Annotated in this window: 14 protein-coding genes; 4 read left to right on the plus strand and 10 right to left on the minus strand. The window is 63.5% G+C overall.

Features of this window, described 5'->3' with window-relative positions:
• Nucleotides 1-135: 135 nt before the first annotated feature.
• Nucleotides 136-1,641 (minus strand): carboxylesterase/lipase family protein, encoded by a 1,506-nt coding sequence (locus B9A23_RS02675; RefSeq protein ID WP_084277284.1) that lies wholly within the window; start codon nt 1,639-1,641, stop codon nt 136-138.
• Between the two features lie 162 nt (nt 1,642-1,803).
• Between B9A23_RS02675 and B9A23_RS02680 the strand changes: the two genes are divergently transcribed.
• The gene (locus B9A23_RS02680; protein ID WP_176217846.1) at nt 1,804-2,838 is read left to right on the plus strand and encodes a LacI family DNA-binding transcriptional regulator; all 1,035 of its coding nucleotides are present in this window, start codon (nt 1,804-1,806) and stop codon (nt 2,836-2,838) included.
• Here B9A23_RS02680 and B9A23_RS02685 read toward each other — a convergent pair.
• The 5 genes from B9A23_RS02685 to B9A23_RS02705 form a co-directional block, all read right to left on the minus strand.
• On the minus strand, nt 2,804-6,211 hold the full coding sequence (locus tag B9A23_RS02685; RefSeq protein ID WP_084277286.1) for a glycosyl hydrolase: 3,408 nt from the start codon (nt 6,209-6,211) through the stop codon (nt 2,804-2,806). The two genes, B9A23_RS02680 and B9A23_RS02685, sit on opposite strands and share 35 nt — an antisense overlap.
• A 47-nt stretch (nt 6,212-6,258) precedes the next feature.
• Nucleotides 6,259-7,551 carry an L-rhamnose catabolism isomerase gene (gene rhaI / locus B9A23_RS02690; RefSeq protein WP_084277287.1) on the minus strand — a complete coding sequence of 431 codons (1,293 nt, stop codon included), beginning with the start codon at nt 7,549-7,551 and terminating at the stop codon, nt 6,259-6,261.
• 22 nt (nt 7,552-7,573) lie between these two features.
• On the minus strand, nt 7,574-9,700 hold the full coding sequence (locus B9A23_RS02695; protein WP_217806571.1) for a bifunctional rhamnulose-1-phosphate aldolase/short-chain dehydrogenase: 2,127 nt from the start codon (nt 9,698-9,700) through the stop codon (nt 7,574-7,576).
• 140 nt (nt 9,701-9,840) lie between these two features.
• Nucleotides 9,841-10,218, minus strand: a complete 378-nt coding sequence (locus B9A23_RS02700; RefSeq protein ID WP_084277289.1) for a c-type cytochrome — start codon at nt 10,216-10,218, stop codon at nt 9,841-9,843.
• A gap of 63 nt (nt 10,219-10,281) precedes the next feature.
• On the minus strand, nt 10,282-10,761 hold the full coding sequence (locus B9A23_RS02705) for a MarR family winged helix-turn-helix transcriptional regulator (protein WP_176217847.1): 480 nt from the start codon (nt 10,759-10,761) through the stop codon (nt 10,282-10,284).
• Nucleotides 10,762-10,976: 215 nt separating this feature from the next.
• Between B9A23_RS02705 and B9A23_RS02710 the strand changes: the two genes are divergently transcribed.
• Nucleotides 10,977-11,519, plus strand: coding sequence for a DUF3237 domain-containing protein (locus B9A23_RS02710; RefSeq protein ID WP_254894932.1), 543 nt, complete (start codon nt 10,977-10,979; stop codon nt 11,517-11,519).
• A 7-nt stretch (nt 11,520-11,526) separates the two neighbouring features.
• On the opposite strand, the gene B9A23_RS02715 is transcribed toward B9A23_RS02710, so the two are convergent.
• The 4 genes from B9A23_RS02715 to ahpC form a co-directional block, all read right to left on the minus strand.
• Nucleotides 11,527-12,993 (minus strand): helicase HerA domain-containing protein, encoded by a 1,467-nt coding sequence (locus B9A23_RS02715; RefSeq protein WP_084277291.1) that lies wholly within the window; start codon nt 12,991-12,993, stop codon nt 11,527-11,529.
• A 75-nt stretch (nt 12,994-13,068) separates the two neighbouring features.
• Entirely contained in the window at nt 13,069-14,997 is a 1,929-nt protein-coding gene (locus B9A23_RS02720) for a glycoside hydrolase family 3 protein (protein WP_084277292.1), read from the minus strand.
• Between the two features lie 167 nt (nt 14,998-15,164).
• Complete coding sequence (gene ahpF / locus B9A23_RS02725; RefSeq protein WP_084277293.1) at nt 15,165-16,724, minus strand: alkyl hydroperoxide reductase subunit F; 1,560 nt, start codon at nt 16,722-16,724, stop codon at nt 15,165-15,167.
• Between the two features lie 171 nt (nt 16,725-16,895).
• A complete protein-coding gene (ahpC, locus tag B9A23_RS02730; protein WP_084277294.1) occupies nt 16,896-17,459 on the minus strand; it encodes an alkyl hydroperoxide reductase subunit C in 564 nt (187 codons plus the stop codon).
• Nucleotides 17,460-17,802: 343 nt separating this feature from the next.
• Between ahpC and B9A23_RS02735 the strand changes: the two genes are divergently transcribed.
• Both B9A23_RS02735 and B9A23_RS02740 read left to right on the plus strand, forming a co-directional pair.
• Nucleotides 17,803-18,942 carry an HlyD family secretion protein gene (locus tag B9A23_RS02735; RefSeq protein ID WP_084277295.1) on the plus strand — a complete coding sequence of 380 codons (1,140 nt, stop codon included), beginning with the start codon at nt 17,803-17,805 and terminating at the stop codon, nt 18,940-18,942.
• A gap of 29 nt (nt 18,943-18,971) precedes the next feature.
• On the plus strand, nt 18,972-20,528 hold the full coding sequence (locus B9A23_RS02740) for an MDR family MFS transporter (protein WP_084277514.1): 1,557 nt from the start codon (nt 18,972-18,974) through the stop codon (nt 20,526-20,528).
• Nucleotide 20,529 lies beyond the last annotated feature (1 nt).

Consider the following 20,529-nt stretch of genomic DNA (forward strand, 5'->3'; position numbering starts at 1 on the left):
AACAGATGAACTCTGCCGCGTAATTGTCAACGGGGGCGGTAGAAATACTCCCTCGACAACTTCGCGACCGGTCATTCTGGCCTCCATGGCATCGCGTGAAGAACCCGCTGGTCAGAAAGAGGCTTTTCGGTCCGGCTATTTTTGTACAGCAAGGCCTTCCGCGAAATCGAGCCGCGCCTGGTAAGGGTCAGCCTGGTGACGCGCGCCATCAGCCCCGATCAGCATGACTTTCGTGTCATCAGGAGAAACTGCCGGCCAATCGGAACTTGGTTTGCCGCTGCGTGCGAAATCGATCCACAACTTGTGGGTGATGGTTGCGACCGGTTGTTCCGCCGGCACGGCCTTGTACATCGTGCGCGCGGAGACGGTGTCAAAGACGTAGGGCAGTTCGCTGGCGTGAGGCGCTCCGCCCATTGCCGCCGCAGCATCGGGATGCGCGTAGGCGAAGCGGTAGAGGTACGCCGTCCGTCCGCGCCGGGCGAGGCCCCGGGCGATAGCGCGGGCCGGCTCTATGAACATCCGGTCAGCGCTCGTCATCGTGCCGACGACAAGGCCAGTTGTGCGGCCATCGGCATCGTAAAGGCGACGCGCTTCGGGCGCCTTGAAGGCCGCAAAAATGCTCGCCTTGTCCGTCGTCATCGGGAAGCCATCGGCGGAATTGGCGCCGACAATGACGGGAACATCGGCATAAAGACCGGCCTCGACGCCGTCGATGCTTGCGCCAAGGATGGTCCGCCCGTCGATCATCGGGCCCGAGTACCCCGGCTTGGCCATCGTCATCATCGACAGGTCGCCGGTCACCTGCGCTTCAGGCAAGGCGCGGAGGGCAGCGGCATCAAGCCCCGGAGCAAACGCCTCACCTGCCTTTGCCGCCGTTGCAATCGTCGGCATGGGCAGGGTTCGATCGCGCCCGCCGCCGCTTTCGATGATCACCTTGTGGAACAGGCCGCGGGCCTCGGGAGCCTGAAGCAGCATGTGCATCGACATGCCCCCGGCGCTTTCGCCAAACACGGTGACGTTGCCCGGATCTCCACCAAAGGCGGCTGCATTTGCCTTCACCCACCTCAGGGCTGCGATCTGGTCAAGAAACCCGAAGTTACCGCCGGCACCTTCCGCCGCAAGGCCCGGGTGCGCAAAGAAGCCAAACCGTCCAAGGCGGTAGTTCAGGCTGATCAGAACAACGCCGTCCCGCGCGAAGTTGTGTCCCGAATAAGTCGCGGGAGAGGTTCCGCCGTTCACGAAACCACCGCCATGCACCCACACCATTACCGGCAGCTTCGCGGCCGCCGATGCCTTTGCCGGGCGCCAGACGTTAAGGTAAAGGCAGTCTTCCCTGGGCGTGGTCCGGATCGGCGCCGCGTCGGGCGGAAACGGAGCTTGCGCGCAATCCGCGCCGTATGACGTCGCTGGTCTTGTCCCGCTCCACCGGGCTACCGGTTGGGGAGCGCGCCAGCGATTTGCGCCTATCGGTGGCGCAGCATAGGGAATGCCGAGGAAGGCCTCGACGCCGTCGGCCAGAACTTGGCCTCCGACCGCACCATCGCTCGTGACGACGACAGGCTGGACCGGCGGAGCCTTTGCCGAGAGTGCGGTGCTTGCAACGCATGCCGCTGCCAGGGTGATCAAGGCCTTCCTGCGCATCTCCGGATCTCCATCTTTTTCGTATCTTCGGCGACCGGGATGCCGCCCCATGTCAACGCTGTCAAGAAAGCGCTGCGGCCCCCTCCCGTTTGCGTGACGGGTTTGCTAAGCAGGGCAACGACAGTGTTCAATCAACGAAGGGCCTTTCCAATCTCCATGTCGATGTCCGAGAACGGCCGCGCCGGTGAACACGCCACCATGGACGACGTGGCGCGCCTCGCCGGCGTGTCGCTCAAGAGCGTTTCGCGCGTGATCAATGCCGAGCCTCACGTCTCTGCCCGGCTGCGCGAAAAGGTCGAGGCCGCCATCTCCGCGCTGAACTACGTGCCCGACACCGCCGCCCGCTCGCTTGCCGGTTCGCGCACGTTCATCGTCGGGCTGCTCTTCGACAATCCCAGCCCGAACTACACCATGAATATCCAGAAAGGCGTGTACGAGGCCTGTCGCGCCAACCAGTATCACCTGCGCATCGACAACGTCGATTCCAGCGCGCCCCGTGCGGAATACGAAGCGCGCCTGCTGGGGCTTGTCAGCAACAGCCGGTGCGATGGCTTCATCCTCACGCCGCCCTTGACCGACGATGTCGTTCTGCTCGATTTCCTTGATCGTTCCGGCATTCGCTACGTGCGGATTTCCCCGGCGCTGCAGGCACAGCGCTCTCCCAGCGTCTGCATCGACGATGCGCAGGCTGCAGCGTCACTTGCACGGCACCTGTGGGAACTTGGCCATCGCAAGCTCGCCGTTGTCCTTGGCCCGGAGCGCCATCTCGCCGCCGCGCGCAGACGCGACGGCTTCATCGCGGCGTTAGCCGAGTTGGGACTGCCGGAACCGGTGCGCGAAGTGCCGGGCAATTTCAGTTTCGAAGGCGGCATCAGGGCGGGCACCGAACTCCTGCAGGATGGACCGAGGCCGACCGCCATCTTCGCAACCAACGACGATTCCGCCGCCGGGGTGATGGCCGCCTGTGCGCAGGCCGGGCTCAGGGTACCGGCTGACATATCGGTTGCCGGGTTCGACGACAGCTGGATCGCGCGGTCGGTCTGGCCCTATCTCACCACGGTCAACCAGCCCATCGAGGAAATGGGTTATGCCGCAGCCTCGCTGCTGCTGCGCAAGGGAGAGCCGCAAAACACCCCTCACCTGCTGGACTATTCGCTCGTCGTCAGGGATTCGACGGCCGCGCCGCTTCGAGCGTGACCGGGCCGATGAGCCCCGATGGTCGCAGCGGCGCATCGGCGCGATAGGTCGGGATGGCAGTCCATGTGACCCTCTTGGCGTCAGGCTGCGCATCGCCGATCAGGCGGTTGACCCACAGATTGGCGACCTTCACCTCCAGCGCATTGCGGCCCTGCCTGACCAGGCCCGAAAGGTCGACCCGATAGGGCTTGTGCCAGGCATAGCCTGCGCTCTTGCCGTTCACGGTAACCTCGGCGATTTCTCCGACCTCGCCAAGATCAAGCCAGAGCGGCGCTCCGGGCTTGACACCCTTGGGCAGGGTGAAGCTCGTGGTGTAGCTGGCGACGCCCGAGAAGTACCTGACACCCGGATCGGCTTGCTCGGTCAATGAACGCAACTTGGGCAGCATGATCGCGGCAGGAGCGCCGCGCGCAGTCTGGAAGGCCACTTGCCAGGGCTTGTCGAGTGTGGCGACTGCCGTCGGCACCACCTTCTTCAGCATCATCGCACTGGATGCGGCAGTCTTGCGGAACACCACGAAGACCGAGCTTTCCGCATCGAACGTCATCGGCACCACCGTCTCGCCGTTTTCGATCCGGTAGGACACGGGCTCCGTGGCGCCAGTATCGGCGTGCCACAATTCAGGCTGCTTGCCGGTGACGCGGAAGTGCGCCTCGACCTGCTCCGTGCCTGGCCGACGATTGTTGACGAACCAGACGTCACCATCAGAGAGCTTGCGATGAACGAACAGGACCTCGACATCACCGGATGCACCCTCCAGGTGAAAATCGGGTGCTATGCCATCCAGCGCCAGAGCGGCGTCCACATCGTCCGAGGCGATGACCTTACCCGCACCGACCTTGGTAACGGGCTGACCGCTCCAAAGGCGTGCAACGACAGCAGCAAAGTCTTCCTGCTTGTCCGTCAAGGCCGGCGAGCCTGACGGCGCCTTGCCGATCACGGTTGCGCCCGCCTCCACCAGAGCCGCAAGGCGCTGCAAGGTGGCAAGCGTCATCTTGCGCGAGGAGCCGCCGAGTTGGATGGCGCGATAGCGCGCACCACCGCGAGCGACCACATCGCCATCGCGCACGTCCACCGCATCGAACAGCGCATCGCGATTGATGAAGTCATAGGCATGCGCCTTGGGCGCATCGGCAATGCGATTGCGCCCGTAAAGCGCAGTAAGTGGGCCCTCTTCACCATAGAAATAGGCGACATCGGCGACATTGCGCCCGGCCTGCAGCAAAAGCGAAGAGCGCGCCATGTAGTCTACCCACGGGCGAGCCAGTTCGGCCCAGGCTTCGTGGCGGTTGAAGAACTGACCGAAAATCGCGAGCGAGAGGCCCGGCACCTTGTCGTCGACAGGCTGGTGGACCGAAGTGTGAACCACCGGCCGGTTTACTCCGGTTCCGAATTCCAGATCGATGATGCGACGCAACTCGTTGGGCGCATAGGCCCAGGGCGCCACTGCCGAAGTCATCGATTCTGCAGCGACGATATTCTGGCCATAGATATGGGCAACAGACGCTGCCCCCTTCATGTCAGCGAGATAGCTGGGGTTCGGTCCTGCCTTTCGGCCAAACGTCCACAGCGCCGCCATCGGCACGTCGGCATGGCGGCGCATCGCCATGTCATCGCCCAGCGAAGGCCGGTTGTCCTCCAGCGCCTCGCCGTAGACCTTGAGGCCGTTCTCGTGCGCCACTTGGGCCACCGTGCCGTAATGTTCGGACGCCATCAGGTCGGCCAGCGTCTGCCGATAGTCGCGCAGGAACTTGTCCGATTGCGCGCGCGTGCCGACGAGTACCCCGGCAAGTGCAGGCAAGTACGGCGTCGGGTCGTAGCCACGCAGCCGGCGGAACTGCTCGATCATGCGCGGCGTCCAGTTGGCCGCACCAACCTCGATCGAATCGGTCAGCAGCGCTCGCACGCCGCGCTGGCCAACAAGCTCGGCGCCAGCGGCATCCTTGTAGGTGCCGAGGTAATGCTCGAGATACCGGCGGACCGCCGCACCATCGAACTTGTCGACCTCAAGCCCCGTCGCTTCGGGTGGAGCCGGATGATTGGTCGTGCCTAGAAGGCTCGAACCCATCCGGATCACGCGCCATTGTCCCTGCGGCGGCGTCCAGTCGAGTGAGCCGTCCGGCCGCATCCTGTTCGTCAGATCGATGATCTTGGCCGGATCGACGCCAACTGCAGACGCATCAGGCGCGCCAAGCGCATCGTAGTCCCGAGCGATGGCAAAACCTGCTTTCGCCTCGAACTGGTCGATCATCACATCCGGGTTGAGGCGGAATTGATTGACGGCAATCGGCGCCTTTGCGCTGCTTGCCATCATCTCGAGGAAACCGCTGACGATCACCCCCGGCGCAGGATCGCCCATGTTCGATCCGCTGAACTGCAGAGGGGCGAGGACGAGCCGGAAATGCCGCGCGTTTACCGGCGGGAAGCTTACGGTCGACGGCGCACCGGTGATCGGCAGGTCCGACACCTTGCGCCAGCTGCTGGCGTCGTCGCTCGCTTCAAGTCGGACGTCAACCGTCGGCCCTGCGAACATGCTCTTGGCGCCAGGCATGGCGACAGTCACCGAACGGATCGTTTGCGGCTTTTCGTAGCTTGCCACCAAAGTCGCGGGATCCTCGGCAGGGCCGCGCGGCAGCGTCACGCCGGTCGTCAGATTGCCGTCGGAAAGGGCTGCGCCATCAATTGTCTTCCCACCAGAACTGTAGGCCGGGATTATCTCGGCCAAAGCTGTATCAGGCACGGCGAAGACGGCGATGTCTCTATAGTGCTCAGGTGCCTTGAAGCCCTTCTCGCCGGTAATCTTCGCCAGCGGATCGTCCGTGGGCATGTCGAGGAATGGCCCGGTGGTGACCGGCGGCATCGGCAGCTTGCCGAAAAACGTCCTGCCACCTTTCACACGCAGTTCCGACCATACGACCTTCTTCAGGCCATCTTCCGGCTTGACCCACGGCCCGCCGGTTTCGGACCAGCCCGGCGATGCAGCGATGGCTAGCTCAAGCCCGAGGCGGTCAGCCTCGCTTGCGGCAAAACGGAAAGCGTCCTTCCATTCGGGCGTCATGTAGACAAGGCGTTTGTCGACCACCTGACGAGTATCAAGATCGGCATCGAAGTTCTGCAAACCACCAATCCCGACGCGCTTCATCCACGCCATGTCCTTGGCGATGCCGTCCTTGGTGATGTTGCCGTTCATCCAGTGCCACCACACGCGCGGGCGGGCCTCCATCGGCGGGTCCCGGAATTGCTGGGCAAGCTCGTCTGCTTCCGTCGCCTTCGCGGCGGCGGCAGCAGGGGTTTCCTTGGCCATACCGGCAGAAGCGAGCATCGTCGTCGCAGCAAGAATTGCGGCGATGGACAGGCCATTGCGGATAGTCATCAAGCTCACTCCCAAATATCTTCTTTTTTCCAGCAGGTCAGATCGGATCAGACGATACCTGCGCCCAGCCCCACCGCCTTGCGCTCCTGCGCCTTGCGGCTGCGGTACTGGCTCATGCGGTAGGCTTCGAGGACGTCGATGGCGCCGCCTGCTTCCATCCGCGCCTTGGCGAGGATCGGGGCAACGTCGACGTTGTAGGCGCGGCGCAGGGCCTGGAAGGCCATCATCGTGTCGTTGGCTTCCTGCGCCGCATGCAGCGTCTCGCGGTCGACCAGCTGCGCCTTGGCGAAGCACTGGGTGATCGTCTCGGCGCTGGAGAGCATCGATTCAATCGGATCGGTCACGTTGTGCGACTGGTCGATCATGTAGCTGGGATTGAAGCCATCACGCGGATTGCGTTCCGCCTCGACCAGTTCGTTGAACACCAGGAACAACTGGTGCGGGTTGATCGAACCGCTGTCGAGATCGTCATCGCCATACTTGCTGTCGTTGAAGTGGAAGCCGCCAAGCTTGCCGAAGCGGTGCAGGCGGGCAACGATCTGTTCGATGTTCACATTGGGCGCGTGGTGGCCGAGGTCGACGAGGCACTTGGCCTTCGGGCCAAGCTCTTGCGCGGCAAGGATCGAGGAACCCCAGTCGCTGATCACGGTCGAATAGAACGCCGGCTCGAACATCTTGTGTTCCAGCAGCATCCGCCAGTCGTCGGGCAGCGCGGCGTAGATCTTCGAGGCCGCTTCGAGATAGCGATCAAGACTGCGACCAAGGTCCTGCTGGCCCGGGAAGTTGGTGCCATCGCCCACCCACACCGTCAGGTCGGTCGATCCGAGCTGACGCCCGATCTCGATGCACTCGATGTTGTGATCGACGGCCTGCTGGCGCGTGGCTGCGTCCTGCGCGGCAAGCGATCCGTTGGCGTAAGTGTGCGCCTGGCCGACCTGATCCTGGAAAGTGTTCGAGTTCACCGCGTCCCAGCCAAGGCCGAGCGCAGCAGCCTCTTCACGCAGCGCGTTGTAATCGCTGACCTTGTCCCACGGGAAGTGCGGGGACACGCGCGGAGTGACGCGGCTGAGCTGCTGGATGACGGCGCAATCTTCCAGCTTTTCATGGATGTTGGTCGGCTCGCCCGCAATCGGGAACTTGGCAAAGCGGGTGCCGCCGCGCCCTGCGCCCCATGAAGGCACGGCAACGGAAAAACCAGCGACGCGGTCCTTGATCGCATCGATATCGATACCGGTGCGTGAGAGCTTGCGGCCCAGCGCGGCGTAGTCTTCCTCCAGCGCTTCGGCATGGGCGGTGTTGCGCGTCGCGATCAGGTCGGCCGAGATCGGCAGTTCGGTCATGTCGTTATCCTCTCCCGGTGCTTCAGCGCGTGAATGCCTGCGCGTTGCCCGCGTCGACATTGATCATGTTGCCGGTGGACTTTGCGCTCATGTCCGAACCGAGGAAATAGACCGCTTCAGCAATGTCTTCGGGCAGAACGTCGCGCTTGAGCATCGAGCGCTGGCGGTAGTGTTCTTCCAGTTCCTTGCCGCTGTCGATGCCGTGGGCCCCTGCGCGCTCCTTGCGCCAGTCGCCGTCCCAGATCTTGCTGCCCTTGATCACGGCGTCCGGGTTGACGGTGTTGACGCGGATGCCGTGGGGCGCGCCTTCCAGCGCCAGGCAGCGCGCGAGATGGTTTGCGGCAGCCTTGGCCGAGGCATAGGCGCTGGCATTGGTCGCCGCAGCAACGCCGTTCTTCGAACCGATGAACACCACCGACGAACCGCCTTGGTCCTTCATCCGCTTCATCAGCGGCCAGGCAGCGCGGGCGGTGAGGAAGTAGCCTTGTGCCAGCACGTCGTAGTTGCGGTTCCACAGCTCGATCGTGGTCTCCTCGATCGGCGCGGACGAGGCAATGCCGGCATTGGCGACAAGAATGTCCAGCCCGCCGAACTCGCGTGCAGCCACATCGATAGCGGCTTGCACTTGCGCTTCGTCGGTGACGTCGCAGACCGCCGCGCGCACGACATCCTTGCCGAACTGCCTGGCAAACCCGGCGCGCACTTCCTCGACCGCATCGGCCGCGCGATCCGCCAGAACCACGCAGGCTCCCTCGCGCAGCAGGCGCGCGGCAGACGCGGCACCGATGCCCCCTGCCCCGCCGGTGACGAGCGCGATCTTGCCGACCAGCGGCTTGGGCGCAGGCATGCGCTGCAGCTTGGCTTCCTCGAGCAACCAGTACTCGATGTCGAAGGCTTCCTGCTCGTCCAGTGCGATGTAGTCACCGATTGCCTCGGCACCGCGCATCACGTTGATCGCATTGCCATAGAATTCGCCAGCGAGGCGGGCGGTGGTCTTGTCGGTGGCGAAGGTGATGCGACCGACGCCCGGCACCAGCACGACGACCGGGTTGGAATCGCGCATGGCCGGGCTGTTGCCCCGCTTGCAGCGCTCATAATAGGCCGCATACATCTCGCGATAATCGGCAACCTTCTGCGCCAGGTAGGCATCGTCCTGCAGACGCGCCGGATCGAGCGTGAGCGGCGCGATCTTGGTGCGCAGGAAGTGATCGGGGCAGGACGTCCCCAGCGCAGCAAGGCGCTCGAAGTCTGCCGAGCCTGTGAACTCGAGCGCCTCGGCATCGTCCGAGAAGTGGCCGAGCTTCTGGCGGGCGCCGGTCATGAAGCCGCGCAGGCGGGGCATGAGGTCGGCGGCAATGGCCGCGCGATCCGGGTTCGGCGCAACCTTCTGGCCGCCGAAAGCAGGTGCGCTGCCAAGCCTGGCGTTCAGATAGTTCGCAGCGTCGGCAATCAACTGCACGGTGTGCTCGTAGCAGGCCTTGGCGCTGTCGGCCCAGCAGATGATCCCGTGGCCCGCCAGCATCACGCCTTCGACATGCGGGTTCGCCTTCACGTAATCGCGCAGCATCACGCCCAGCGTGTAGCCCGGACGCTTCCACGGCAGCCAACCGATCCTGCCGCCCCAGATCTCCTGCGTCGCCGCTTCACCGCCAGACGACGCTGCCAGCGCGATGATCGCGTCCGGGTGGACATGATCGACGTGCGCGAACGGCAGCAGCGAATGGAGCGGCGTGTCGATGCTCGCCGCGCGGCCGTTCAGGTTGAAAGTGCAGTGCGGCAGGAAGCCGACCATCTTGTCGTCATCGTCAGGACCTGAATAGTGCGCCTCCAGTCCCAGCAGCTTGGCCTGATAAAGCGTGGCAAAGCCATCAAGCTTCATCGACCCGATGTCGCCACCCGACCCCTTGACCCACAGCACCTCGACCTTCTCGCCGTTAAGCGGATCGACCTCCTCAAGCTTGGCAGAGGTATTGCCGCCGCCAAAGTTCGTCACCGTCAGATCGCTACCGAGCAGGTTCGAGCGGTAAAGCAGCAGTTCTGCCGGGCTGAGCCTGCCTGCAACTTCGTCGTCCCAGCGACTCGACGGCACGGCAAACGGAAGAGCGGAAGTGATGGGGGTATGGGCGTTCATGGCGGTCCTGCGAAGCATGCGCGATTGCGCTTTCGCTCACCATCTAACATCGCGAGCAGAAACGATCAAGAATGATCGTTTATGATTGAATGAATGCAAGCCGCAAAAAAAGCCCCGCATCCGCCGATGCGAGGCCCCTTCACCTTCAGGGCTGGTATTCAGCGCGCGGATTGTTCGAGAAATGCAATCAGGTCCGCGCGGTCCTGCGGGTTGGCAAGAGGCGGAAAGGCCATACGATTTCCGGGCACGTACTTGGCCGGTCCGGCCAGAAAAGCGTCAAGCGACTGAGCGTCCCACACGACGGCCTTGTCCTTGAGCGCCTGCGAATAGTTGAAATTCGGCATGGTGCCCGATGTGCGCCCGACCACGCCCTTGAGCGACGGTCCAAGCCGGGTAGCCCCGGTGTTGAGATCGTGGCATGCAGCGCAGCGCGCGTAGACGGCCTTGCCTCTTACCGGATCGCCGCCGGACTGCTGGGCCATCGCGGTTCCGGCAATGGCCAGGGACACTGCGGCAACAAGGGCAACTGGCTTCATCAAGCGAAATCCTTTGATCATCCGGCTTTCATGCCATGCCGGGGCTGTCCCGGTCCTGAACGGTCAGCCCTTGGCGGGTACCGACAGATAAAGCTTCATGAGAATTCGGAAAAGTTCGGACTTTTCGCGCGCGGTGAGCGACGTCGTCAATTCCGTCTCATGCTGGGCAATGGCTTCGCGGGCACTGGCCAGCACTTCGCGTCCCTTGTCGGTCAGCCACAGGCCTCCAGCTCGCCGGTCCAGCTTGGAAGGTTCGTTGACCATGAAGCCATTCCTGGTCAACTGCCGCACAAACTGGTGCACGGTCGGCCGCTCGATCTGGAAGAAGCGCGAAAGATCGGTCTGCTTGACGCCCGGATTGGCGTTGACGAGCCACAGGATCGCTACCTGCTTTGGCGTGACGCTCATCGGATCCAGCCGCTTTTCGAGACGGGTCACGAACAGCGTGTTGACTGTCCCGATATGCAGCCCGAGCACCGAATCGAGATCGTCAAGATCGAGATCCGAAACGACGGATTGCCTATTTACAACTGCCGTAGCCAAGTACAGTCCCTTCCAACGCAGGGTGCGCGAAAACCACGGAACGGCGGAATTGCTGGCCAGGATCGCGCTGCGCCAACTTTGATCCATTAGTAATACTTACAAAATGTGCAAAGCCTTTTGTGCATTGCACAGTCAGGCCGTCACGGCGATGTCTGGTCACCGGACGCATTGGCAAGTGTCAGTCCCAGCCCGGAACCCAGGATGGAGCAATGCAGATGAAGATGCCGATCAGGTCGATTATCGCTGGCTTTGCCGCACTTTCCGGCGTGGCATCTGCGCTTGCTTCCGATGGGCCAAGCGCGCCGCCGCCAACTCTGGCTTACGCGTTCACAGTATCGGCATCGCTTGCCCCGCCGGTAGAACAGGGCGAAGTAGATAGCGGGCGCAAGCGCTTCATTCCGGTCACCGGCGGTACGGTAAGCGGCCCTGCCCTTGCCGGCGTGGTTCTGGCTGGCGGTGGTGATTGGCAGGTCATCCTGCCGGGCGGACTGACCGCGATCGAGGCGCGCTATTTCCTCAAGGCAACCGACGGCACCGTGATCGAGGTGACCAACCCCGGTGTCCGAACGGCCGAGCCGGCGATCATCGAGAAACTGGCAAAGGGCGAACCCGTTGATCCTGGCGCCTACTATTTCCGAACGACACCGCGATTTTCGGTCAAGCCCGGCCCTTACGAGTGGCTTCGGCGCAAGGTGTTCGTCGCGCGCGGCATTCGCAAGCCCGAGGGCGTCGTGATCGATTTCTACACCGTCGAATAAGCGCCGATCAGGCTTCGACCGGCGCCGTCGTCATGCCGAGCGCCGGGATGCCGACAGAACGCCGCCCGCCATAGTCGGTCCGCACCACGATCAGGTTTCCTTTCTCGAGATGCTCGAGCAGGCGGCGGATGCGTCCTGATGAACGGGTGCCGTAGATTTCGGCAAGCCGTTCGTCATCGGGGCACGGCGCACCTTCGACTGCGGCACGCGCCAGTGTCAGGAACGGCGCAAGCAGATCGTCGGGCACATCCCGGCCAATGCGCAGCAAGTCCTGCCATTGCGCGGCCTTGTCATCGTAAATTCCGGCCACCGCCATGGCGAACCGGCGCCGGAACGCGCCGAGATCCATGCCGGGCAAAATCCGCAGCATCCGGCAGCGCACGGTGAAGTCCTGGTACAGCTGGGCGGCCGGCTGGAACGTGCAGTCCGGTTCGGCGGCCATTTCCGCAAGGATCGACGCAATGCTGGCGGCCGTCTCTTCGGCCTCGAACAGGCTTGGTGCCTCGGGCGGCTCGACCTGCTCGCTTGCCGGGACAAATCCGGCAATCTGCTCGAGCAGCTCGCCGCTTTCGGGGGCAGGTTCTTCCTGCTCCGGCATGCGAGGGGGCGGCTCCATCGCAAGGGGCTCTGCCAGGAGAATCGATTCCATCTCGGCCCCGGCTGCATTGGGCATCGGCATCAGCCCCTGCACCACGTTGCGGGCGCGGGTCTGGACATCGGCAATACGCACGCCGACCGGGCGACGGGCAATCGCGGGGCCAAGGCCAAGGAAGTGCCCGCGCTCGAGATCGCGGATCTTTTCCGCCTCACGCCGTTCCATGCCAAGCAGATCGGCTGCGCGGGCCATGTCGATATCGAGGAAGGTCCGCCCCATCAGGAAGTTGGAGGCTTCGGCAGCGACGTTCTTGGCGAGCTTTGCCAGACGCTGCGTCGCGATCACGCCTGCCAGGCCGCGCTTGCGGCCGCGACACATCAGGTTGGTCATGGCCGAAAGGCTCAGCCGTCGCACTTCATCGGTCACGTCGCCGGCAGCGGCCGGGGCAAACATCTGCGCCTCGTCGACCACAACCAGCGCGGGATACCATTCGTCGCGCGGCGCATCGAACAGCGTGTTGAGAAACACGGCGGCGCAGCGCATCTGTGCTTCAAGCTCCAGCCCGTCGAGCGCAAGGATGACCGAAGCGCGATGCTTGCGTATCCGCGCGGCGAGCTTGGCAATCTCGGCACCATCGTAGGCCGCGCCATCGACCACGACATGTCCGAACGGCTCGGCCAGGGTCACGAAATCGCCCTCGGGATCGATCACCACCTGCTGGACGATACTGGCGCTTTCCTCGAGCAACCGGCGCAGCAGGTGCGACTTGCCTGACCCGCTGTTGCCCTGCACTAGCAGGCGGGTGGCAAGAAGCTCCTCTACATCGATCCTGACAGGGGCGCCGGACCGATCGGTTCCGATGACGATTGATGCGCTCACGCCCGGTGCTCTGGCCTGCCCGGACGGAGTCGGCAAGGCCGGAGAGCAGGGATTTCCCCGGCCATGCGCGTGGCTTTACGGCAGAACGATGCCATCCCCGCGCTTGTAGAGCGGCGCGGCGCTATCGTCGGGGCGGCCGGGATGCTGTTGTTCCACGGCCTGCGCTGACGATGGCAGTTCGAACGGGAGCCGCCCGCGGGACTTCGCCTTCCCGGCGACGAGGTCGACAAGCACGGCATCGCTCGCCCCGAACAGACCGTAAAGCGCGCCTTGCGCGTCGCGGAGCACGGCATTCCTGAGCACGGTCAGCACGGCAGGGCGATCAAGGTCTACCGCGACGATCGTGGGCACCTTGGCCGCGGCCATGGACACGGTCTTCGTTGCTGCGTCGTCAGCGCGGAAATCGAGCCGGCCTTCGTGCTGGCGCGAACCGAAGAAGTGGTTCGGGTGCAGTACCTCGAACGGGGTGGCGACACGGACCAGCGCAACGTCTGCCTGATCGAGCGATTCGACCACCGTCAGGCCTCCTGCCCGCGCCGCCTCGGCCGATACGCCGGACAGCCAGACCTTGCGCGACGCGGCCAGCGGCAGGAGGCTGCCCTTGTTCTCGAGCAGCACTTGCGCGGCGCGTTGGGCCTTGTCGGCCTCGGCCTGGATGGCCGGATCGCCGATCACCTGTGCGGCCTGCTCTTCGCTGACATAGGGGTTGTCGAACAGGCCAAGGTCAAACTTGAGCTTCAAGACCCGCCGCGCCGCCTCGTCGACCCGCTCGACCGAGAGCTTGCCCGACCTGATCGCGGCCAGGAGCGGTGCCGGATTGTCCACCCCGCCAAACTGGTCAATGTCCGCGTTGGCGCCGAGGGCGTAGCGATCTTCCTCCGACAGATTCTCGACGCCCCACGGCATGGCGATGGCGAAGCCTTGCGGCTTTTCCGCCGTCGGTGCGCTGCACTGCTCGGGGCAGGTGTTGGTGATTCCCCAGTCGGAGATGACAATGCCGCCAAACTTCTTCGTCTCGCGCAGCAGGCCTTCGATCAGCGGCTTGCTGAACCCTGCGCCAACCTGCGGCAGCGGTTTGCCGTTGATCGTCACACCTTGCGCAATCACGTAGGTCGGCATGATTCCCGCAGTGTTCGCGGCCAGCGCGCCATCGAATGCGGCCACATGCCGGGCGAAGCTCGCGTTATCGAGCCTGGCTGCGCGCCCATAGTAATTGTGCCCGTCGAAGCCCTCTGGCTCGGCCCCGTAGCCTACCCAGTGCTTGGCCACAGTCGCAACGCCAGTCCTGGTCAGGCCTTTCGCGCTTCCCTGAAATCCGCGCACATAGGCGCCAGCCAGCCGCGAAACCGTGGCCGGGTCCGATCCGAAGGTGGCGACGCCGCGGGCCCACCGCGGTTCTGTATAAAGGTCCGCCTGCGGGCTCAGCGCCATGTGGATACCGACGGCGCGATATTCGCTCGCGACGAGCTTGCCGAAGCGTTCGACAAGCTTTTCATCGCCGATTGCGGCAAGGCCCAGTGTTTCGGGCCATTGCGAAAAGCCGCCGCTGGCCGAACTGACCCCGACCGTGACCTGGAAGTGGTTACGCGGGTCGGTGCTGATCGTCGCCGGTATGCCGAGGCGCGTGGCCTCGGCCAAGGTCTGGATCGCATTGTTTTCACGAGCAAAACTGCGAGCATCGGGGGACAGGCGGGTGATGAAGCTGTTGACGCCGCGCGCGAGCAGATCCCGCGCTGCGGGCTTGTCGTAAGCCGTGCCGACCCCGATCCGCGCGCCTTGCTCGGCGGCTAGCGTGCCATGCAGCATGAGCGCGACCTTCTCCTCGAGCGTCATCCGCCCGAGCAGGTCATCGATTCGCGCATTAACCGCCAAGGCGCTGTTTTCGTAGGGATCGCGAACGCCATTGTGATTGAGATCGCGATAGCCATTCTGCCCGGAAGCGGCGGAACCGCTGCTCGCCGCAAGGCTGGCGCACAACACTGACAGGGCGATCGATCTGCTCATTCTGCTCTCCCGAGGTTTTGCGCATGACAGCGCAAGCCAATGGCAACGTTAGTCGCAGGTCGCCCAAGGGGCAATCGCACAAAACACGAGCGGCGACGCAGCTTTCGCCACGCCGCCGCTGCAGCGACCCGAAGGGCCTGTGGGAGGCACGCCCTTCGTGCTTATATCTACCCCTGACGGATCAGGTGGTCGAATGCAGACAGCGCCGCTTTGGAACCTTCGCCCATCGCGATGACGATCTGCTTGTAGGGAACAGTGGTCGCATCGCCCGCCCCGAAGATTCCGGGAACGCTTGTCGCGCCGCGCGCATCAACCTCGATCTCGCCCCGCGGGCTGAGGTCGATCGCGCCCTTCATCCATTCGGTATTGGGGACAAGCCCGATCTGGACGAAGATGCCCTCGAGTTCGACGGTGTGCAGCTGCTCGGTCTGGCGGTCCTTGTAGACCAGCCCCGTGACCTTCTTCCCGTCACCAAGCACTTCGGTGGTGAGAGCCGAAGTGATGACGGTGACATTGGGCAGCGAAAGCAGCTTCTTCTGCAGGACGGCATCGGCACGCAACTGGCTGTCGAACTCGATCAGGGTGACGTGGGCTACGATGCCGGCAAGGTCGATCGCCGCTTCGACGCCCGAGTTGCCGCCGCCGATCACCGCCGTACGCTTGCCCTTGAACAGCGGGCCATCGCAGTGCGGGCAATAGGCCACACCCTTGTTGCGATACTCGTCCTCGCCGGGGACGCCCATCTGCCGCCAGCGCGCGCCGGTGGAGAGGATAAGTGTCTTCGCCTTGAGGCTGGCGCCATTCTCCAGCCGGATTTCGTGGAAGCCACTGTCACCGGCAGGAACGAGCGCCGTCGCCTTCTGCAGGTTCATGACGTCGACGTCGTAATCGCGCACGTGCTGTTCGAGCTGGGCGACGAGCTTGGGGCCCTCGGTGTGCGAGACCGAGATGAAATTCTCGATCCCCAGCGTGTCGAGCACCTGCCCGCCGAAGCGTTCGGCAACCACGCCGGTGCGGATGCCCTTACGCGCGGCATAGATGGCCGCTGCTGCGCCGGCTGGTCCGCCGCCGACCACAAGGACGTCGAAAGGCTCCTTGGCGGCAAGCTTTTCAGCAGCCTTGGCCGAAGCGTTGGTATCGAGCTTGGCAACGATCTGTGCCAGATCCATCCGGCCCGAGCCGAACGGCTTGCCGTTGAGGAAGACAGTCGGCACCGCCATGATTTCGCGGCGTTCGACCTCGTCCTTGAACAGCGCGCCATCGATGGCGACGTGCGTGGCCACGGGATTGAGCGCGGCGATCATGTTGAGCGCCTGGACCACGTCCGGGCAGTTCTGGCAGGTCAGCGAGAAGAACGTCTCGAAGTGCAGCGGTCCGTCAAGGGCGCGCACCTGATCGAGCAGGTCTGCGTCTTCCTTGGGTGGGTGGCCGCCGACATGCAGCAGCGCGAGCACGAGCGAGGTGAATTCATGGCCCATCGGCAGGCCAGCGAAGATGGCCTCGGCGCGGCCTTCATCGGCACGAATGGCAAAGCTCGGCGCACGTTCGTCCGTGCCGTCGAAACGGGCAGAAACCTTGTCGGACTGTGCAGCGATTTCCTCGACGAGGCTGCGCAGTTCAGCCGACTTGGGGCTGTCATTCAGGGTGGCGACCAGCTCGATCGGACGGCGCAGGTTGCCGAGGTAGGCCTTGAGCTGGGCTGTGGTGGCGGCGTCGAGAACAGGCATGGTCACTTCCTTTGGACGTAATTGGCCGCACGTCACCGTATGGTCGGCGCGCGGATGGCAGTTCGAATGAACGAAATCGTGGGTCCGGCGGGCCGCCCTGAAGCGGCACGGCCCGTCCGGTGGCTATGGCAGGACGTTCAACCCCACGCGGTCAACGCCCCGCCAGAACAATCAGATTTTGCCGACGAGGTCGATCGAGGGAGCCAGCGTTTCAGCGCCTTCTTCCCACTTCGCCGGGCAGACCTGACCGGGATTCTCGCGCCAGTACTTGGCAGCCTTGATCTTGCGCAGCAGTTCCGCAGCATTGCGGCCCACGCCTTCCGGGGTGATTTCGACCAGCTGGATCGTGCCATCGGGATCGGTCACGAAGGTGCCACGGTCAGCCAGGCCAACGCCTTCGCGCAGGATGCCGAAGTTGTTCGAGATGACGTGGTTCTGGTCACCCAGCATGAAGTAGTTGATCTTGCCGACGGCCGGCGAGGTTTCGTGCCATGCCTTGTGGCTGAAGTGGGTATCGGTCGAGACCGAGTAGACTTCGACGCCGAGACCCTGGAGTTCGCCGTAGATATCGGCAAGGTCTTCGAGCTCGGTCGGGCAGACGAAGGTGAAGTCGGCGGGGTAGAAGAAGAACACGCCCCACTTGCCGAGCACGTCCGCATCGCTCACGTCGACGAACTTGCCCTGATGGAAAGCGGTTGCCTGGAACGGCTTCAGCTTGGTTCCGACGATCGACATAGACTAAAATCCTTCTCGTTGTGGGTTGGTGAACCGGGATACGAATGATCAGGTAGGGGAACGGGGCCGGTTTTTCCAATGAGCAAAATCGCCCTGTTTGATTGATTGGCTCGATCAATAGGTACGCCTAGATCACACTTTGACGATGTGTTTGAAATCCCTGACCCAAAGTTCAGGTGTTTACGAATCCCGAGGAAGGCCCGGCAATCGATCGCGTTGCGGCGCACGGATGCAGATTTTGCACTGCCCGTCGCATTTTCCGCACTTGAAATCCTGCACCGCTTGAACCAAGTGGCAAAACGCAACGGAACGATTTCGTTCAATTTCTCCGGATGGATCACAGATGGCCGCCTCGACCGACACTTCGCCTGCAGTAACGACAGCAGAAAACGATGGCCGCAAGAAGCTGATCGGCAAGATCGCGCTCGGGGGACTAGCGGCAGGCGCGCTCTATGGAGCCTACGCGCTTTACGAATATCAGACAGTCGGCCGCTACCTGCAGGATACCGAAGACGCCTATGTGAAGGCCGATGGTGTCACGATCAGTTCAAAGCTCGGCGGCTATGTTCGCCGCGTTGCGGTTTCGGAAAATCAGGCTGTCGAACAGGGTATGCTGCTCGTTCAGATCGACCCGACCGATTACAACACGCGGCTCGCCCAGAGCACTGCGCAGGTCGATGTTGCCCGTGCGACCGAGAACGCTGCAGTCGCCGCGATCCAGGAAGCGCAGTCGGCCACCGGGCAAGCCCGCGCCGCTCTGCAAGCTTCGCAGCGCGACCTCGCCTACCTGAACGGCGAAGTTGCCCGGATGCGTCCGCTGGTGGCGAGCGGCGCGGAGCCGCGCCAGGCCTTCGACCAGCTGGTGGCAAACCGGGACAAGGCCGCGGCCGACGTTTCGGCCAAACAGGCGGCGCTTTCGGCAGCCAACGATCGTGTCGCCAGTGCGCGGGCGCAAGCCGGACAGAGCACCGCGCAGATCAAAGCAGCGCAAGCGCAGCGCGAGGCGGCCAGCACCGATCTTGCGACAACGCGCATCATGGCGCCGATCGGCGGAAAGGTCGGCAATTCGACCGTTCGGATCGGCCAGTTCGTTCAGCCCGGGCAGCGGCTCATGACCATCGTGCCGACCGAGGCAATCTACGTCGAGGCGAATTTCAAGGAAACGCAGATCGGGCTGATGCGTCCCGGCCAGCCGGTGACAGTGCACGTTGACGCCCTTCCCGACGTCGACTTCCACGGCACGGTCGAAAGCATCACGCCGGGCACAGGCGCCAACTTCTCGCTGATTCCGCCGCAGAACGCGACCGGCAACTTCACCAAGATCGTGCAGCGCGTCCCGGTGCGGATCCGCATCAATGCCGGGCCTGAATCGCGCAAGGTGCTGGTACCCGGCCTGTCGCTGTCGGTCGAAGTCGACACGCGCGCAGCCAAATCGACCATCGACGCTATCCGCAACGAGCAGGAACGGGTCTCGGCCAAGTGAGCGCTGCAGCGACACTGGATGAAGGCACGATGCCGCCACCGGCCGCGACCGGCGACAAGGCTGACATCACCGCCTGGCTGGCAGTGGCCGCAGGCGCAATCGGGTCGCTCATGGCGACGCTCGACATCTCCATCGTCAATGCCTCGCTGCCGACGATCCAGGGCGAGATAGGCGCTTCTTCCAGCGAGGGTACGTGGATTGCCACGGCCTATCTCGTCTCGGAAATCATCATCATCCCGCTGACCGGCTGGCTCGAGCGCGTATTCGGCCTGCGCCGCTTCCTCCTCATCGCAGCGATCCTGTTCACCGGCTTTTCGGTGATGTGCGGATTGTCGTCGTCCTTGACGATGATGATCTTCGGCCGCGTCGGACAAGGCTTCACTGCAGGCGCGATGATCCCCACCGCGCTGACCATCATCGCCACGCGATTGCCACCCAGCCAGCAGCCTGTGGGCACCGCGCTGTTCGGCCTCACCGTCATCATGGGACCGGTGCTGGGCCCGCTGGTCGGCGGCTGGCTGACCGAGACGTTCAGCTGGCACTATGCCTTCTTCGTCAACGTGCCGATCAGCCTGATCCTGATCACGCTTCTTCTGGTGGGTCTGCCCAAGGGCAAGATGCAACTGGGTGAGCTCGTCAATGCCGACTGGCTGGGCGTGGTCGGACTGGTTCTGGGGCTTGGCGGCATCACTGTCGTGCTCGAGGAAGGGCACCGCGAGCAGTGGTTCGAATCCGCGCTGATCTGGAAGCTGAGCGCTGTCACACTGCTCGGCTTCATCCTGATCGCTGTAGGCCAGTTCACGGCAAAGCGGCCGGTGATCAAGCTGGCGCTGCTGCGTCAGCGGTCCTTTGCTGCGGTATTCGTGCTGGCCCTGGTTCTGGGTGGCGTGATGTTCGGGACTGCTTATGTCATCCCGCAATTCCTCGCCGCAATCGCCGATTACAACGCGATGCAGGCAGGCAAGATCGTGTTCATCTCCGGCATTCCGGCAATGATGATGATGCCCCTGTTTCCGATCCTTATCGCAAAGTTCGACCTTCGCGTGATCGTTGGCACCGGCATCATGCTGCTGGCCTTGTCATGCTATCTCGATGTCAATCTCACGGCGCAATCGCGCGGCGGTGATTTTGTCGAAACGCAATTGCTGCGCGGCCTTGGCACCGTGTTCTGCATGATGTTTCTCAATCAGGCTGCGATCAGTTCGGTCTCGCGCGAGGATGCCGGCGATGCCGCAGGCCTGTTCAATGCCGGCCGAAACCTGGGCGGGTCGATCGGCCTGGCCATGCTGGCATCGCTGCAGGACACGCGCTGGGAATTCCATCGCTGGACCCTGCATAGCTCGCTCGGCGCCAATGACCTGCGCGTGCAGGACTGGGTCAGCCAGCAGGCGATGACCTATGGCGGCGGCACCGACGGCGTGTCGGCCGCGCTGCGCGCGCTCGACGGGATGATCCTGCGCGATGCGCTGGTCATGGCCTTCAACGACGATTTCATGGCCCTGACGATCGGCATCCTTATCGTCGCTCCGCTTGTCCTGCTCCTTCGCCCGCTTCCCAAGGGCTACCATGCAAAGGCTGCACACTGAT

The organism is Novosphingobium sp. B1 (assembly GCF_900176395.1).
GTDB lineage: Bacteria > Pseudomonadota > Alphaproteobacteria > Sphingomonadales > Sphingomonadaceae > Novosphingobium.

Excerpts from the sequence above, each read along its gene's own strand:
- B9A23_RS02675 (WP_084277284.1), bottom strand. The coding sequence starts at position 1,641 with ATGCGCAGGAAGGCCTTGATCACCCTGGCAGCGGCATGCGTTGCAAGC.
- B9A23_RS02680 (WP_176217846.1), top strand. The coding sequence starts at position 1,804 with ATGTCCGAGAACGGCCGCGCCGGTGAACACGCCACCATGGACGACGTG.
- B9A23_RS02685 (WP_084277286.1), bottom strand. The coding sequence starts at position 6,211 with ATGACTATCCGCAATGGCCTGTCCATCGCCGCAATTCTTGCTGCGACG.
- rhaI (WP_084277287.1), bottom strand. The coding sequence starts at position 7,551 with ATGACCGAACTGCCGATCTCGGCCGACCTGATCGCGACGCGCAACACC.
- B9A23_RS02695 (WP_217806571.1), bottom strand. The coding sequence starts at position 9,700 with ATGCTTCGCAGGACCGCCATGAACGCCCATACCCCCATCACTTCCGCT.
- B9A23_RS02700 (WP_084277289.1), bottom strand. The coding sequence starts at position 10,218 with ATGAAGCCAGTTGCCCTTGTTGCCGCAGTGTCCCTGGCCATTGCCGGA.
- B9A23_RS02710 (WP_254894932.1), top strand. The coding sequence starts at position 10,977 with ATGAAGATGCCGATCAGGTCGATTATCGCTGGCTTTGCCGCACTTTCC.
- B9A23_RS02720 (WP_084277292.1), bottom strand. The coding sequence starts at position 14,997 with ATGAGCAGATCGATCGCCCTGTCAGTGTTGTGCGCCAGCCTTGCGGCG.
- ahpF (WP_084277293.1), bottom strand. The coding sequence starts at position 16,724 with ATGCCTGTTCTCGACGCCGCCACCACAGCCCAGCTCAAGGCCTACCTC.
- ahpC (WP_084277294.1), bottom strand. The coding sequence starts at position 17,459 with ATGTCGATCGTCGGAACCAAGCTGAAGCCGTTCCAGGCAACCGCTTTC.
- B9A23_RS02735 (WP_084277295.1), top strand. The coding sequence starts at position 17,803 with ATGGCCGCCTCGACCGACACTTCGCCTGCAGTAACGACAGCAGAAAAC.
- B9A23_RS02740 (WP_084277514.1), top strand. The coding sequence starts at position 18,972 with ATGCCGCCACCGGCCGCGACCGGCGACAAGGCTGACATCACCGCCTGG.